We start from the raw sequence: 15694 nt of genomic DNA, 5'->3' as shown, positions 1-15694 counted from the left end.
CGTGTTCGACACCCTTTCCGACCGGCTCTCGTCGGTACTGGCCAATCTGCGCGGCAAGGGCCGGCTGTCCGACACGGACATCGACTCGACCTGCCGCGAGATCCGCATCGCCCTGCTGGAAGCCGACGTCGCCCTGCCCGTGGTGCGCACCTTCATCGCGGGCATCAAGGAGCGCGCCAAGGGGGCCGAGGTCTCCGGGGCGCTGAACCCTGCCCAGCAGGTCGTCAAGATCGTCAACGAGGAGCTCATCGGCATCCTCGGCGGCGAGACGCGACGGCTCAACCTGGCCAAGACCCCGCCCACGGTGATCATGCTCGCCGGCCTGCAGGGTGCCGGTAAGACCACTCTCGCGGGCAAGCTGTCCGGCTGGCTCAAGAAGCAGGGCCACACGCCCATGCTGGTGGCCTGCGACCTGCAGCGCCCCAACGCGGTGACCCAGCTGCAGGTGGTCGGCGAGCGGGTGTCCGTGCCGGTGTTCGCGCCCGAGCCCGGCAACGGGGTCGGCGACCCGGTGGCCGTGGCCAAGGCCGCCATCGAGGAGGCCAAGCGGGCCCAGCACGACGTGGTCGTGGTGGACACCGCGGGCCGCCTGGGCATCGACGAGGAGCTGATGCGGCAGGCCGCGGACATCCGCGACGCCGTGCGGCCCGACGAGGTCCTGTTCGTGGTCGACGCCATGATCGGTCAGGACGCGGTGACCACCGCCGAGGCCTTCCGCGACGGCGTTGGCTTCACCGGTGTGGTGCTGACCAAGCTCGACGGCGACGCCCGCGGTGGTGCCGCGCTGAGCGTGCGCGAGGTCACCGGCCAGCCCATCCTGTTCGCCTCCAACGGGGAGAAGCTGGAGGACTTCGACGTCTTCCACCCCGACCGGATGGCCAGCCGCATCCTGGGCATGGGTGACCTGCTCACCCTGATCGAGCAGGCCGAGCAGCACTTCGACCAGGAGAAGGCCCAGCAGACCGCGGCCAAGCTGGGCACCGGGGAGCTGACGCTCGAGGACTTCCTGGAGCAGATGCTCGCGGTGCGCAAGATGGGCCCGATCGCGAACCTGATCGGCATGCTGCCCGGCGCGGGCCAGATGAAGGACCAGCTGGCCAACTTCGACGAGAAGCGCCTGGACCGGCTGCAGGCCATCATCCGGGGCATGACCCCGGCGGAGCGGGCCGACCCGAAGATCATCAACGGCTCGCGGCGGCTGCGCATCGCCAACGGCTCGGGTGTGGCCGTCAGCGAGGTCAACGACCTGGTCACCAAGTTCTTCGACGCCCGCAAGATGATGAAGCAGATGGCCGGTCGCTTCGGCCTGCCCGGCATGGGCGGTGGCGGCAGCCGCAAGGGCAAGAAGGGCAAGAAGGGCAAGGGCGGACGCGGCCCGACCCCGCCGAAGATGCGCGGGGGCTTCCCCGGGCTGCCCGGCGGCCTGGGCGGCATGCCCGGTGGCATGCCCGACATCTCGCACCTGCCTGGCGGCCTCGGTGAGCTGCCGCCCGGACTGGCCGGCCTGGACCAGCTGCCGCCCGGCTTCGACCCGTCGAAGCTGAACTTCGGCAAGAACGACAAGAACAAGAAGAAGAAGTGACCGGCCTGCACCTGCGCGGCGTCGTCCTGCCCGAGGGCGTGCAGCGCGACCTGTGGGTGGTCAATGGGCGCATCCGCGAGGTGCCGGTGCCCGGGGCGCGGACCGTCGTGGACGGCGGCTACCTGGTGCCCGGGCTGGTCGACGCGCACTGCCACGTGGGCATCGGCCCGGAGGGCCCCGTCGAGCTGGACGTGGCCGTGGAGCAGGCGATCACCGACCGGGACGCGGGCACGCTGCTGATCCGCGACTGCGGCTCGCCGATCGACACCCGGCCGCTGCAGGAACGCCTCGACCTGCCCAGGATCGTGCGCGCGGGCCGTCACCTGGTGCGGCCCAAGCGGTACATCCGCGGGCTCGGCGTGGACGTGGCGGACCCGGCCCAGCTGCCCGCGATGGTCGCCGAGCAGGCCGCCTACGGGGACGGCTGGGTCAAGCTGGTCGGGGACTGGATCGACAGGGAGACCGGGGACCTGTCCCCGCTGTGGCCGGACGAGGTGCTGGTCGAGGCGATCCGGGTGGCGCACGAGGCGGGGGCCAAGGTCACCGCGCACGTGTTCAGCGAGGAGGCGCTGCCCGGCCTGCTGGGAGCGGGCATCGACTGCATCGAGCACGGCACCGGGCTGACCGAGGACACCATCGCCGAGATGGCCCGCCGGGGCACCGCGCTGGTGCCCACGCTGATCAACATCGAGAACTTCCCGTCCATCGCGGACTCGGCGAGCAAGTTCCCGCGCTACGCCACGCACATGCGCGAGCTGCACGCCCGCGTGCGGCAGACCGTGGGCATGGCCATCGAGGCGGGCATCCCGGTCTACGCGGGCACCGACGCGGGCGGCGGCATCCGGCATGGCAGGCTGATCGACGAGATCATCGCCCTGCACGAGGCGGGCATGACCCGTGAGCAGGCGCTGGGCGCGGGCAGCTGGGCCGCCCGCGAGTGGCTGGGCTGGTCCGGACTCGGCGAAGGATCACCCGCTGACCTGCTGGTCTTCCAGGCCGACCCACGGAAGGATCTTGACGTGCTGCGGGGTCCGTCGATGATCATGCTGAGGGGCCGGGTGGTCGGCTGAGGACGTGGAGGGAGCGACCAGTGGACGGTGAACAGCTGGTCACGCCCACGCGTCCCGACCCGCGGTGGGGACTGCCGGTCTTCCTGGTGGGCTTCGGCAGCTACTACCTCGTCTCGCTGGTGATCGCCGCGCTGGTGCCCGCTGGCGACACGCACTCCGGCCCGCTGCTGCTGCTCCCGCTGTCGGCCAACCTGCTGCTCGGTGCCGCGCCGGTGATCGGCTCGCTGCTGCGCGGCCGCGGGCTGCGCGCCGACTTCGGCCTGTTGCCCACCGCCAGGGGCGTGGGCGTCGGCGTGGTCTGCGGCGCCGTGTCGGTGGTGGTCGGCGTGGTGCTCTCCCTTGCGGTGACCCACGTGCTGCACCCCGTGCCGCCGCAGGTGCCCACGGGGGGCTTGTCCGCGTGGACCCTGTCCTACGGGGTCTTCCTCGTCGTGGGCGCCCCGATCACCGAGGAGCTGTTGGTGCGCGGGGCACTGTGGGGTGCGCTGGAGGGCTACGGTGTACCGCGCGGGATCGTGCTCGTGTTCACCGCGCTGGTGTTCGCCTTCCTGCACCTGGACCCTCCCCGCCTGCTCTCGCTGTTCGCCCAGGGGCTGGCCATCGGGGCGGCCAGGCTGCTCACCGGTGGCATCGGCGCCAGCATCGTCGCGCACGCCGCCAACAACTTGCTGCCAGCGCTCGCTTTGCTGCTCGTCGCCTGAGCCAGCCCACTACAGTCGTGAGGTCTACCGACACGCGGAGGCGCCTGTGAACCCGCCCGACCCACCTGGCACACCCAGCCAGGAGGAGGTCGTCGACCTGTCGAGCCAGGCGCCCGCCGTGCGGACCCACCGCTGGGGGTTCGGCGCCTTCGTGCTCGCCCAGGTCGTACTGGTGCTCACCGCGGTGTTCATCTCCGCTGCCGCGGGCCCCATCGCCGCCACCGAACCCATCCCGCAACTGGTCGTCGTCCTGGCCACCGTGCTGCCCGTGCTGCTGGCCACCGGCGTCGCCGTGCTCGCCACCGTGCTGCGCGGCAACGGGCCGGTGCTCGACCTGGGCCTGCGCTGGAGCTGGCAGGACGTGCGGGTCGGTTTCAAGCTGGGGTTCGCCGGGCTCGCCGTGACCTGCGTGGCCGTGGTCATCTGGGCCAAGCTGGTCGGCCAGGACAACGCCTCCTCGGCGCTGAGCTCGGTGGTCGGCGCCCAGCGGCTGCCCGTGTCGGTGGCCGTGGTGATGTTCCTCTACACCTGGCTGCTCGGCCCGGTCTGTGAGGAACTGCTCTACCGCGGCCTGCTGTGGGGCGCCATCGAGCGGCTGCGCTGGAGCCGCTGGGCCGCGCTCGTGCTCAGCACCGCGATCTTCGCCGTGGGCCACCTGGAGCCCCAGCGCACCCTGTTGCTGCTGGTCATCGCCATACCGATCGGCTGGGCCCGGCTGGTCACCGGCAGGCTGCCCGCCAGCATCATCGCCCACCAGATCAACAACTTCGTGCCCGGCGTGGGAATCCTCCTCATGTCGCTGGGCATCTGGACCTGAACGGACGAGTCCCGTTCACAGGGGCGTGAGTCCCGCTCTGGGGAGCGCGAGTCCCGGGTTGGCTGCGCGTGTCGGACGTTCCGGGGCTGCGTGTCGGCGCTTCGTGCGCCGCGTGTTGGACGTTCGGGTTCGGTGTGTCGGCGCTTGCGGTGTGGTGTGTTGGCGGGGTGCTCGCGTCGCCCGCTGGACTGATGCGGGCGACGCGAGCGGGTTTGGGCGTCGGCTGGGGACGGCTGTGCCCGCTTCGCTCTTGGCGCTCCTCCGGAGCGCGGCGTCTTCGCTTAAGGTCCGGTCTCTTCCCTTGTCCCGAGATGATCACTGGACAGATGTGATCATCTCGGGCCGGCGGTCCAGAGACCGGCGCGAAGACGCGGGGGCGGGGTGGGTGATTGGCCGTGGGTGGGGCGCGTCTGGCACAATTGTCGGCTGTCCGCCATTGCCGGTCCCTCTCGCTGTGCCGTGGCGTCCTGAAACCAGAGCTTCGGCCCGGTGTGTCCCCACTCGGGTTCGGCCAGCTCACCCGGAGCACGAGAGCCTGAGGAGTACCACGACCAGTGGCCGTCAAGATCAAGCTGCAGCGTCTCGGCAAGATCCGCCAGCCGCAGTACCGGATCATCGTCGCCGACTCGCGCGTCCGTCGCAGTGGCAAGGCGATCGAGACGATCGGCAAGTACCACCCGCTCGAGGAGCCCAGCTTCATCGAGGTCGACACCGAGCGCGCCCAGTACTGGCTGGGTGTCGGCGCGCAGCCGACCGAGCCGGTGCAGCGCCTGCTGGAGATCACCGGTGACTGGCAGAAGTTCAAGGGCCTGCCGGGCGCCGAGGGCACGCTGAAGCACCGCGAGCCCAAGCCCGACAAGCAGGCTCTGTTCAACGCGGCGCTGGCCGCGGCGGGCGAGGAGCCCACCGTGGACGCCACCACCCCGAAGAAGAAGTCCGCCAAGAAGGCCGACGCCAAGGACGAGGCTCCGGCCAAGGACGAGGCCAAGGCCGAGGAGAAGGCTGAGGGCGAGTCGGCGTGAGCCTGCTTGCGGACGCACTTGAGCACCTCGTCCGCGGCATCGTCGACCACCCGGACGACGTCCGTGTCACCCTCGTCACCACTCGCCGGGGACGCACCCTCGAGGTGCACGTCCACCCCGACGACCTGGGCAAGGTGATCGGACGTGGTGGCCGCACCGCGACCGCGCTGCGCACCGTGATGGCCGGAATCGGCGGTCGCGGCGTGCGGGTCGACGTGGTGGACACCGACCGTTGACACCCGGTCCTGACGTCCGCGTGGTCGGACGTGTGGTCAAGCCGCACGGCATCCGCGGCGAACTCGTCGTGGACGTGCGGACCGACTCCCCCGAGGAGCGGTTCGCACCGGGCGCCGTCCTGCTGACCAGGTCGCGCGAGGGCGTGACCGGCACCGTCACCATCGCAGCCGCCCGGCCGCACGCCGGGCGGCTGCTGGTGGTCTTCGACGGGGTGGTCGGCAGGGACGCCGCGGAGGCCCAGCGTGGCCTGCTGCTGCTGGTCGACGCCGCCGAGTTGGCGCCGACGGAGGACCCGGACGAGTTCTACGACCACGAGCTCGAAGGGCTCGCGGTGCTCACCGCCGACGGGGACCGGGTCGGCGAGGTCATCGAGGTCCTGCACGGGCCCGGTGGCGAGCTGCTGGCGGTGCGCCGCGAGGGCGGCGGCGAGCTGCTGGTGCCCTTCGTGCGCGAGATCGTGCCGACGGTGGACGTGGCGGGCGGCCGGGTCGTGATCGACCCGCCGGAGGGTCTGCTGGACGAGGCCCATGCGGATTGACGTCCTGACCATCTTCCCGGAGTACCTGGAGCCGCTGCGCGCCGCGCTGCTGGGCAAGGCCGTGGACAAGGGCCTGATCAGCGTGGACGTGCACGACCTGCGTGAGTTCGCGCACGACGTGCACCGCGCCGTGGACGACAGCCCGTACGGCGGCGGCCCCGGCATGGTGATGAAGCCGCAGGTCTGGGGCGAGGCCCTGGACGCCGTGTGCGCGCCCGACGCCGAGGGCAGGCTGCCCAGGCTGGTGGTGCCCACCCCGGCCGGGCGGCCGTTCACGCAGGCCGTGGCCAGGGAACTGGCCGCCGAGCCGTGGCTGGCCTTCGCCTGCGGGCGGTACGAGGGCATCGACCAGCGCGTGGTGGACGACGCCGCGACCCGCATGGTGGTCGACGAGGTGTCCATCGGGGACTACGTGCTGGTTGGCGGCGAGGTCGCCGTGCTGGTCGTGGTCGAGGCCGTGGCCCGGCTGCTGCCCGGCGTGCTGGGCAACCCGGCCTCCGCCGAGCAGGACTCGTTCTCCGACGGCCTGCTGGAAGGCCCCAGCTACACCCGGCCGGAGCTGTGGCGCGGACTGGCCGTGCCGGACGTGCTGCGCTCGGGCAACCACGCCGCGATCGCGCGCTGGCGCCGTGACCAGGCGCTGGAGCGCACCTTCGCGCGGCGTCCCGACCTGCTCGCGGCGCTGCCCGCCGAACAGTTCGACAAGCGGGACCGCGCGGTGCTCGAGGCACTGCGCGCGGACCAGTCCTGAGCACACCCGATTTGGGTCGGCAACGGCCCGTCTGGCACACTGGACAGGTTGCTGCAGTCGGCCACAGTGGTCGACGCGCGCCGGACCGTCACCCGTGGAGGTCTGGCAAACCCCAGGACGGCTTCGCCCTCGCACCCCACTGCGCGGTGGAGAGGGTAGCCGCGGGGAAGTACCGAAGACACTCGAAGGACGAGGACGGACCACCGATGAACACCCTGGACGCTCTGGACGCCCAGTCGCTGCGTTCCGACATCCCGGACTTCCGTCCGGGCGACACCCTGAAGGTCCACGTCCGCGTCATCGAGGGCTCCCGCGAGCGGGTCCAGGTGTTCCAGGGCGTCGTGATCCGTCGCCACGGCGGCGGCGTGCGCGAGACCTTCACCGTGCGCAAGGTCTCCTTCGGCGTCGGCGTGGAGCGCACCTTCCCGGTGCACACGCCGAACATCGCCAAGATCGAGCGCGTGACCCGCGGTGACGTGCGCCGCGCCAAGCTGTACTACCTGCGCGACCTGCGCGGCAAGGCCGCCAAGATCAAGGAGAAGCGCGACGCCGTCACCCCGGCCTGACGCACTTTCCCCAGATCGCGGTCCTGCCCCGTGACCTCCCAGGAGTCCGGGGACAACCAGGACGAGCAGACACGTCGGCCCTTCGAGGTGCCCAAGGGCGCCAAGAAGGGCCGACATGCGCATCGGAAGAAGCCCAAGGGCTCCTTCTTCCGCGAGCTCGTCGTGCTGGTCGTCACGGCCCTCGTCCTCACCGTTCTGATCCAGTCCTTCCTGGCCAGGGTGTACGTCATCCCCTCGGGATCGATGGAGCAGACCCTGCACGGCTGTGACGGCTGCCAGAACGACCGGATCCTGGTCGACAAGCTGACCTACCGCTTCACCAACCCGGCGCCCGGCGACGTCGTGGTCTTCCGCGGCCCGCCCGCCTGGACGCACAACGACTTCAGCTCGCAGCGCTCGGACAACCCGGTGGTCAACGCCGTGCAGAGCGTGGCCTCCATGTTCGGCCTCGCCCCGCCGGACGAGCGCGACTTCGTCAAGCGGGTCATCGCCGTCGGCGGGCAGACCGTGCAGTGCTGCGACAACAACCGGGTCGTGGTGGACGGCAAGCCGCTCACCGAGCCGTACATCTACTGGTTCCCCGGTCGCGGCGAGCAGCAGCGCTCCTTCGCCCCGGTGAAGGTGCCCGAGGGGCGCCTGTGGGTGATGGGCGACAGCCGCAACAACTCCGAGGACTCGCGCTTCCAGGGCGGTGGCGGGGTCAACGGCACCATCGGCGTGGACGACGTGATCGGCAAGGCCCGGGTGATCGTGCTGCCGCCCAGCCGCTGGGGCGTCGTGCACGCCCAGGACCCGCAGGTGGTCGCCATGGGCGCCCCGGCCTGGCAGCAGGGCCTGCCGCTGACCGGCGGCGTGGCGCTGGCGGTGCCCGTGGTCTGGGCGGTCCGGCGGACCCGTTCCGCCCTGTTGGACCAGCGTCAACAGCGGCCCTGACTACCCGTGCAGGGGACTGTGCGGATTGCTGTGCGTCACCCCTGAGCTTGCTAGCGTAATCTGGCGCCGTGACTGACGTCGTGCCTTCGCAGACACCCTCGAACAGCCCCGATCCTGAGGAGCCAACGCCCAGTTCCGGTGCTGAGCAGGGTGGTTCGGGCACCCGACCCCTGGACGAGGCCAAGACCGCGCACACGAGCAGGCGGCGCAAGCCGGAGAAGAAACGGTCGTTCTGGAAGGAACTTCCGATTCTCATCGTGACCGCGCTGGTGCTGACCTTCCTCATCCAGACGTTCCTCGCGCGCGTGTACGTCATTCCCTCGGAGTCGATGGAGCAGACGCTCATCGGCTGCGACGGGTGCACCGACGACCGCGTGCTGGTGGACAAGCTCAGCTACAACTTCACCAAGCCCGCGCCCGGCGACGTCATCGTCTTCAAGGCCCCCGACAACTGGGACCGCAGCGAGTTCCAGGTGGCGCGCTCGGACAACCCGGTCCTGCACACCATCCAGGACGGCCTCTCGGTGATCGGGCTCGCCGCCCCGGACGAGTACGACCTGATCAAGCGCGTGGTCGCCGTCGGCGGGCAGACCGTGCAGTGCTGCGACAACAACCGGGTCGTGGTGGACGGCAAGCCACTCAACGAGCCGTACATCTTCTGGCGGCCGGACATGCCCCCGACGCAGATGCCCTTCGGACCGGTCAAGGTGCCCGACGGCAAGCTCTGGGTGATGGGGGACAACCGCAACAACTCCGACGACTCTCGCCTGCAGGGCAAGGGCGATCTGCTCGCGGGCGCGGTGCCGGTGAACAACGTGATCGGCAAGGCGCGGTTCATCGTGCTGCCGCCCACCCGCTGGGGCCTGGTCCGCACCGAGGACCCGCAGGCCCAGGCCGCCGCGCTGGGCGCACCCGCCTGGCAGGCCGGGCTGCCGCTTGGCGGCGGGATCGTCGCGGCCTTCCCCGTGCTGTGGATCGGCCGACGGGTGCGCAGGGGGATCCGCAACGCGTTCACGACCGGGGAGAAGCCCTGAGCAGGTCAGGGACCGCGGTGGCATTGCGCCCGCCGAGGGCGGTGATCCGGGGCAGTAGCGGCAACTGGGCGCTGCAGTCCGCGCTGGACCGGCGCGGGCTCGGCCCGGTCGCCGGGGTCGACGAGGCCGGGCGCGGGGCCTGCGCCGGGCCCCTGGTGGTGGCCTCCTGCGTGCTGCGGCCCGGCGACGCCCGCCGGTTCGACGGGCTGACCGACTCCAAGCTGCTCACCGAGGCGGCCAGGGAGCGCATGTACGAGCTGTTACTCGCCCGCGCGCAGGACCACGCCGTGGTCGTCGTGCCCGCCGCCGAGGTCGACGAGATCGGCGTGCACGTGGCCAACATCGAGGGCATGCGCCGCGCGGTCGCCCTGCTCGCGAGCAATCCCGGCTACGTGCTGGTCGACGGCTTCCCGGTACCCGGGCTGACCGCGCCGAGCGTGCCCGTGATCAAGGGCGACCAGGCCGTGGCCTGCGTGGCCGCGGCCTCCGTGCTGGCCAAGGTCACCAGGGACCGGATCATGAAACAACTGCACGCCGACCTGCCTTGTTACGGCTTCGACGTGCACAAGGGCTACTCCACGGCCGACCACACGGCGGCGCTGCGCGAGCACGGTCCGAGCGCCGACCACCGCTGGTCCTACAGCAACGTGGTGGCCGCGGCGAGGCTGCACGGCATGGTGCCGCCGAGGCCGGTTGGCCGCAGGGGGGTGGCTCGTGCCAGTGCCCCCGCGGCGGTAGTCCAGAATGGGGCATCCCCCGAGGTGGGGGCAGTGGGCACACGACGGGGAGGGACGCGGATCCGATGAGCGCGGAAGATCTCGAGAAGTACGAGACCGAGATGGAGCTGCAGCTCTACAAGGAGTACCGCGACATCGTCGGCCAGTTCTCCTTCGTGGTCGAGACCGAGCGCCGGTTCTACCTGGCCAACGCGGTCGACGTGCAGGTGCGCAACGCCGAGGGCGAGGTCTACTTCGAGGTGCGCATGTCCGACGCCTGGGTGTGGGACATGTACCGCCCCGCGCGGTTCGTCAAGAACGTCAGGGTGATCACGTTCAAGGACGTCAACGTGGAGGAGCTGGACAAGCCCGACCTGCGGCTGCCCGAGGACGGTCCGTTCGGCGCGGGCGGTGGCCCGGCGACCTGAGCGGAGGCTCGTGCACGAGTGCAGGCCCGGCGGAGCTCCGCCGGGCCTGAGTCGTTCCCGGGCCACGAACGGCGGCCGGACAAGCTAGCACCGCCCACCGACAACCGGGCCTCGCACGAGCCCGCCAAGCCCGACTTGTCCACAGCCCCACCACTTGTCCACAGTTCCCGATCCCGGGCTTCCCGCCCAGCCCCGCCCGTCGCACGGTGGATGCACAGCGACGTGCGCCACCGAGGGAGGGGAGTCCGCAGTGAGCCAGTGCGCAACGGCAGAACTGGGCAGGCTGGGCGAGGACCTGGCCGCGATGTTCCTGGAGGGCCAGGGCCTGGTCCTGCTCTCCCGCAACTGGCGCTGTCGTGACGGTGAGCTGGACATCGTTGCCACCGACGGCACCCGCCTGGTGGTGTGCGAGGTCAAGACCCGCTCCAGCGATTCGCACGGCTCGCCACCGGAGGCGGTGACCCCGGCCAAACAGGCCAGGATCCGGCGACTGACCAACCTGTGGCTGTGCGAGCACAAGGTCGGCTGGTGCGAGACCCGGTACGACGTCATCTCCGTCCGCTGGCCGGGGCATGGCCCGGCCAGGCTCGAGCACCTGCGGGGTGCGTTCTGATGCTGGCCAGGTCCTGGGCGGTCGCCCTGTCCGGTGTGGATGGCATGGCGGTGGAGGTGGAGGCCGACGTCGGCACCGGCAAGCCCAAAGTGCAGCTGGTCGGCCTGCCCGACGCGGCCCTGCTGGAGGCCAAGGACCGGGTGCGTGCCGCCGTGCGCAACAGCGGGGTCACCTGGCCCGACCAGCAGGTCACCCTGGCCATGTCGCCCGCCGACCTGCCCAAGGGCGGTTCCGGTTACGACCTGAGCCTGGCCTGCGCCGTGCTCGCCGGGGCAGGTGAGGTGCCGCAGGCCGAGCTCGGCGGCACCGTGTTGATCGGTGAACTCGCGCTGGACGGCCGGCTGCGGCCGGTGCGCGGCGTGCTGCCCGGCCTGCTCGCCGCACGCAGGGCCGGGCTCACCAGGGCAGTGGTCCCGATCGAGGCCCTGCCCGAAGCGGCGCTCGTGGACGGCATGCGGTCCCGAGGCGCCGGCAGGCTGGCCGACGTGCTGGCCTGGTTGAGGGGAGACGAGACGGCACTGGTGGACCCCGAACCAGCCAGTGCCGTCCCGTCCCCTGACGTGCCCGACCTCGCCGACGTGATCGGACAGCCGGAGGCCCGGTGGGCGCTGGAGGTCGCCGCCGCCGGTGGCCACCACCTCCTGCTGGTCGGCCCGCCGGGCACCGGCAAGACGATGCTCGCCGAGCGGCTGGTCGGCCTGCTGCCCGCACTGTCCACTCGGGAGGCGCTGGAGGTCACCGCCATCCACTCCATCGCGGGCCTGCTCGCCCCGGAGGCCCCACTGGTCACCGTGCCGCCGTTCGTCGCCCCACACCACTCCGCTTCCGTGGCGGCGCTGGTCGGCGGCGGGTCCGGCACTGCCCGGCCAGGCGCCATCAGCAAGGCACACCGCGGCGTGCTGTTCCTCGACGAGGCTTGTGAGTATCGCGCCCACCACCTCGAAGCCCTGCGGACCGCCATCGAGGAGGGGGAGATCCGGCTCGCCCGTCGGGACGGCGTGGCCCGCTACCCGGCCCGGTTCCAACTCGTCCTGGCCACCAACCCGTGTCCCTGCGCACCACCCAGGGACGTGGACTGCACCTGCTCACCCGTGGAACGGCGGCGCTACTTCGGCAGGCTGTCCGGTCCACTGCTGGACCGCATCGACCTGCGCGCCAGGATGCGCCCGATCACCGCCATGTCCGCCGCCGACGCGACCCCGCCGGAGAGCACGGACGTGGTCAGCCAGCGCGTGGCCGCGGCCCGTGGCCGTGCCGCCGAGCGCTGGTCCGAGCGGGGCTGGCGTACCAACGCCGAAGCGCCAGGTCCGGTGCTGCGCAGGGACTTCCGGCTACCGCGCAAGGTGACAGCGGTGCTCGACCGCGGCCTGTCCACCGGCATCCTCAGCGCCCGCGGCGCGGACCGTTGCCTGCGGGTCGCCTGGACCCTCGCCGATCTCGACGGCGACGACCGGCCGACTGCCGAGCACGTCGCCGCCGCCCTCGAATTCCGCGACCGGAGGGCCGCATGAAGACCGACCCGGTTCGCCTGGCACGCGCCTACCTGCTGCGAGTTGCCGAACCACCCGCACCGTCCCTGGTCGCCCTGATCAACGAGGAGGGGCCGGTCCGGGCCGCGGAGCTGGTCCGGCGCGGCGCCGTTGCCGAGGAGACCGCTGCCCGGTGCCACCTCGACCTCGCGGAGCAGGACCTGGCCCGCGCGGATGCCCGGGGAGCACGGCTGCTGACCCCGGAGGACCCCGACTGGCCCGGCTGGCAACTGCTGTCGCTGCGGGCCGCCCGCACTCGCGGAGTACCCGGCATGGTGGAGCCGATTGCCTTGTGGTTCAAGGGATCCATGCCGCTGAACGAACTCGTCGACCGAGCGGTGGCCGTGGTCGGGGCGCGAGCGGCCACCGGCTATGGGGACCACGTCGCCAACGAGTTCGGCTTCGGTCTGGCGGAGCGGCAGGTGGCTGTCGTGTCCGGCGCCGCGTACGGGGTGGACGGTGCCGCGCACCGCGGGGCGCTCGCAGCTGGGTGGACCACCTTGGCCGTGCTCGGGTGCGGTGTGGACGTGGGTTACCCGGTGCGCCACACGGACCTGCTGCAACGGATCGCCGAACACGGCGCGGTGGTCAGCGAGTACCCGCCGGGAACGCCCCCGGCCCGGCACCGGTTCCTGGTCCGCAACCGGCTGATCGCGGCCCTCGGCGCGGGCACCGTGGTGGTGGAGGCCGGTCGGCGCAGCGGCGCGCGCAACACGGCGTCCACTGCGCACTCCCTCGGCAAGCCGGTGATGGCCGTGCCCGGGCCGATCACCTCGGCGATGTCCGTCGGGTGCCACGACCTGCTCCGCAGCGGGGTGGCCGCGCCGGTCTGCTCGGTGGACGAGGTCGTGGAGGCGATCGGCCGCATTGGCACGGACCTGGCCCCACGTGAGCCGGGACCGCAGCGACCCACCGACGGCCTGGACCCTGTCGTGCTGAGGGTGCACGAGGCGCTGAACACGGGGCTTGGGCTGAGCCCCGACCAGGTCTCCGTCGAGTCGGGAGTGCCCCTGGACCGGGTCCGCGCCGCATTGCCCCAGCTCGAACTGGCCGGGCTCGCGGTCCGCAAGGACACGGGGTGGTGCGCGGCACTGGGACGAATGGGCACAAGCTCCAGCTCGCGGTGTGGCGGAGCTTGACCATGAACCGGGAGGGGCGCACCGTGTGTCCCTATGCCGCCGCCCGGAAGACCGCGCGGGCGGGAACTGCTCCGGCTCAGGGAGCGGCTGCCCGCCCCGGTCACCGCCGCGCTCGCCGAGTACGAGCGTCACCTCAGCCTTGAGCGTGACCTGTCGGCGCACACCGTCCGCGCCTACCTGTCGGACGTATTGTCCCTGCTCGCACACATGGCCGAGCCCGTGGCCGAGGACGATGACCAGCCGCTCCAGGTGGAGCTGACGGCACTGGACCTCACGGCGCTGCGCTCGTGGCTCGCCCAGTTGCGGACCGCCGGTGCGAGCCGGACCACGCTGGCGCGCAGGGCTGCGGCCGCCAGGACTTTCACCGCGTGGGCCACCCGGCGCGGCTACCTGCCCGCCGACCCGGGGCCCATGCTGATGGCGCCCCGCCCACACCGCGTGCTGCCCGGGGTGCTCCGCCAGGACCAGGCCGACACGCTGATGCGCGCCGCGGAGTCGGGGGCCGCCGAGGGCGATCCGATCGCTCTGCGTGATCAGGCGCTGGTGGAGTTGTTGTACGCGACAGGGATTCGCGTGTCGGAGTTGTGTGCGCTCGACCTACCGGACATCGACTACTCCGCCCGAGTGATTCGTGTGCTCGGAAAAGGGGGCAGGCAGCGCACTGTTCCCTTCGGCGTACCGGCCGAGAAGGCCCTGTCCCGCTGGCTCGACGAAGGCCGGTCTGCGCTGGTCAGGCCCGGTTCCCCGGAAGCGGTGCTGCTCGGCGCACGCGGCGGCCGACTTGATCAGCGCACCGCTCGGCGGGTGGTGCACGAGGCTGTTGGTGCGGTGCCTGGAGCAGTAGACATGGGACCGCACGGACTAAGGCATTCCGCCGCCACCCACCTACTCGAAGGAGGAGCGGATCTGCGGACCGTCCAAGAGCTGCTCGGTCACGCTACGCTCGCCACCACGCAGCTCTACACACACGTCACCGTCGAACGGCTTAAGGCGATCCATGACCGAACCCACCCCCGTTCCTGATGCTGCCGGGGGAGGTTCCCGTACGGCGACCGTGCCCGCTGTGCCCTCTCCGGAGACGCGTGCCGCGCGTGTCGACGGCGACCGGGCCGCCACCCAGGACGCGGGCAACGGTGCAGGCCCCACCGCGGCACCGGTCAACGGTGCGTACGGCGTGGGCCAGCCCAACGGGGTCCTCCCAGGTGATCAGCGCACGGCCGACGACGTCGAAGCCGGCATCGTCGCGCTGTGGCGTGGCTACGGGCAGAGCCGTGACCACGCGGTGCGCGACCGGCTCGTGCTGCACTACGCCCCGCTGGTCAAGTACGTGGCCGGTCGGGTGGGTACCGGCCTGCCCGCGCACGTCGACGTCGCGGACCTGATCCAGTCCGGCATCTTCGGGCTGGTTGACGCCATCGAGAAGTTCGAGCCCGAGCGCGGTCTGAAGTTCGAGACCTACGCGATGCAGCGCATCCGTGGCGCCATCCTGGACGACCTGCGTTCCCAGGACTGGGTGCCGAGGTCGGTGCGGAGCAGAGCGCGCGACGTGGAGCGGGCCCTCGAGCGGCTGGGCGCACGCCTGCAGCGCACCCCGACCGACACCGAACTGGCCTCCGAGCTGTCCATCGGGCTCGGCGAACTGCGCGACCTGTACGCGCAGCTCCAGCTGACCAGTGTGGTCGCGCTGGACGAGCTGATCGCCGCTGGCCGGGGCACCGCCTCGTTGGCCGAGACGCTGCCCGACGACTACGCCGAGGACCCGGTCGCCAGCCTGGTCGACCAGGACAGCCGCCGCCAGCTCGCCGACGCGATCGCCCAGCTCGCGGAGCGGGACCGCATCGTGGTGACCCTGTACTACTTCGAGAACCTCACCCTGGCCGAGATCGGCAAGGTCCTCGGGGTCACCGAGTCCCGCGTCTGCCAGCTGCACACCCGGGCCGTGCTGCGGCTGCGCACGAAGCTGGCCGAGCAGTCCGAACTCTGAGCTGACCGGCACCCAGTGCCGCGGCGGCGCCCTG

Annotated in this window: 18 protein-coding genes; all 18 read left to right on the top strand. The window is 71.5% G+C overall.

What is annotated here, in order from left to right:
• Position 1 precedes the first annotated feature (1 nt).
• Entirely contained in the window at positions 2 to 1582 is a 1581-nt protein-coding gene (ffh, locus tag KALB_RS35945) for a signal recognition particle protein (RefSeq protein ID WP_025360516.1), read from the top strand.
• Entirely contained in the window at positions 1579 to 2652 is a 1074-nt protein-coding gene (locus KALB_RS35940; protein ID WP_025360515.1) for an amidohydrolase family protein, read from the top strand. The genes ffh and KALB_RS35940 overlap by 4 nt, the downstream gene beginning before the upstream one ends.
• 20 nt (positions 2653 to 2672) lie before the next feature.
• The gene (locus KALB_RS35935) at positions 2673 to 3353 is read left to right on the top strand and encodes a CPBP family intramembrane glutamic endopeptidase (RefSeq protein ID WP_025360514.1); all 681 of its coding nucleotides are present in this window, start codon (positions 2673 to 2675) and stop codon (positions 3351 to 3353) included.
• 46 nt (positions 3354 to 3399) lie between these two features.
• Entirely contained in the window at positions 3400 to 4170 is a 771-nt protein-coding gene (locus tag KALB_RS35930) for a CPBP family intramembrane glutamic endopeptidase (protein ID WP_025360513.1), read from the top strand.
• A 554-nt stretch (positions 4171 to 4724) separates the two neighbouring features.
• Entirely contained in the window at positions 4725 to 5192 is a 468-nt protein-coding gene (gene rpsP / locus KALB_RS35925) for a 30S ribosomal protein S16 (RefSeq protein WP_025360512.1), read from the top strand.
• Complete coding sequence (locus KALB_RS35920) at positions 5189 to 5428, top strand: RNA-binding protein (protein WP_025360511.1); 240 nt, start codon at positions 5189 to 5191, stop codon at positions 5426 to 5428. Before rpsP ends, KALB_RS35920 begins: the two co-directional genes overlap by 4 nt.
• Entirely contained in the window at positions 5425 to 5967 is a 543-nt protein-coding gene (gene rimM / locus KALB_RS35915; RefSeq protein WP_030109242.1) for a ribosome maturation factor RimM, read from the top strand. The genes KALB_RS35920 and rimM overlap by 4 nt, the downstream gene beginning before the upstream one ends.
• The gene (trmD, locus tag KALB_RS35910) at positions 5957 to 6718 is read left to right on the top strand and encodes a tRNA (guanosine(37)-N1)-methyltransferase TrmD (RefSeq protein WP_025360509.1); all 762 of its coding nucleotides are present in this window, start codon (positions 5957 to 5959) and stop codon (positions 6716 to 6718) included. The genes rimM and trmD overlap by 11 nt, the downstream gene beginning before the upstream one ends.
• Positions 6719 to 6924: 206 nt before the next feature.
• A complete protein-coding gene (gene rplS, locus KALB_RS35905) occupies positions 6925 to 7284 on the top strand; it encodes a 50S ribosomal protein L19 (protein WP_025360508.1) in 360 nt (119 codons plus the stop codon).
• A 30-nt stretch (positions 7285 to 7314) separates the two neighbouring features.
• Entirely contained in the window at positions 7315 to 8217 is a 903-nt protein-coding gene (gene lepB / locus KALB_RS35900; protein ID WP_025360507.1) for a signal peptidase I, read from the top strand.
• 68 nt (positions 8218 to 8285) lie between these two features.
• Complete coding sequence (gene lepB, locus KALB_RS35895; protein ID WP_042221161.1) at positions 8286 to 9251, top strand: signal peptidase I; 966 nt, start codon at positions 8286 to 8288, stop codon at positions 9249 to 9251.
• A gap of 17 nt (positions 9252 to 9268) precedes the next feature.
• A complete protein-coding gene (locus KALB_RS35890) occupies positions 9269 to 10057 on the top strand; it encodes a ribonuclease HII (RefSeq protein WP_236650095.1) in 789 nt (262 codons plus the stop codon).
• Complete coding sequence (locus tag KALB_RS35885; protein ID WP_025360504.1) at positions 10054 to 10395, top strand: DUF2469 domain-containing protein; 342 nt, start codon at positions 10054 to 10056, stop codon at positions 10393 to 10395. The genes KALB_RS35890 and KALB_RS35885 overlap by 4 nt, the downstream gene beginning before the upstream one ends.
• Positions 10396 to 10645: 250 nt before the next feature.
• Positions 10646 to 11008, top strand: coding sequence for a YraN family protein (locus KALB_RS35880; RefSeq protein ID WP_025360503.1), 363 nt, complete (start codon positions 10646 to 10648; stop codon positions 11006 to 11008).
• Positions 11005 to 12519 (top strand): YifB family Mg chelatase-like AAA ATPase, encoded by a 1515-nt coding sequence (locus tag KALB_RS35875; RefSeq protein WP_025360502.1) that lies wholly within the window; start codon positions 11005 to 11007, stop codon positions 12517 to 12519. Before KALB_RS35880 ends, KALB_RS35875 begins: the two co-directional genes overlap by 4 nt.
• Complete coding sequence (gene dprA, locus KALB_RS35870; protein ID WP_025360501.1) at positions 12516 to 13676, top strand: DNA-processing protein DprA; 1161 nt, start codon at positions 12516 to 12518, stop codon at positions 13674 to 13676. Before KALB_RS35875 ends, dprA begins: the two co-directional genes overlap by 4 nt.
• Positions 13677 to 13709: 33 nt before the next feature.
• Entirely contained in the window at positions 13710 to 14699 is a 990-nt protein-coding gene (locus KALB_RS35865; RefSeq protein ID WP_025360500.1) for a tyrosine recombinase XerC, read from the top strand.
• Positions 14674 to 15660, top strand: a complete 987-nt coding sequence (locus tag KALB_RS35860) for a FliA/WhiG family RNA polymerase sigma factor (RefSeq protein WP_025360499.1) — start codon at positions 14674 to 14676, stop codon at positions 15658 to 15660. The genes KALB_RS35865 and KALB_RS35860 overlap by 26 nt, the downstream gene beginning before the upstream one ends.
• Positions 15661 to 15694 lie beyond the last annotated feature (34 nt).

This window comes from Kutzneria viridogrisea DSM 43870 (assembly GCF_000525635.1).
Classification (GTDB): domain Bacteria; phylum Actinomycetota; class Actinomycetes; order Mycobacteriales; family Pseudonocardiaceae; genus Kutzneria; species Kutzneria viridogrisea.
This window is presented reverse-complemented; position numbering and strand designations above follow the sequence as displayed.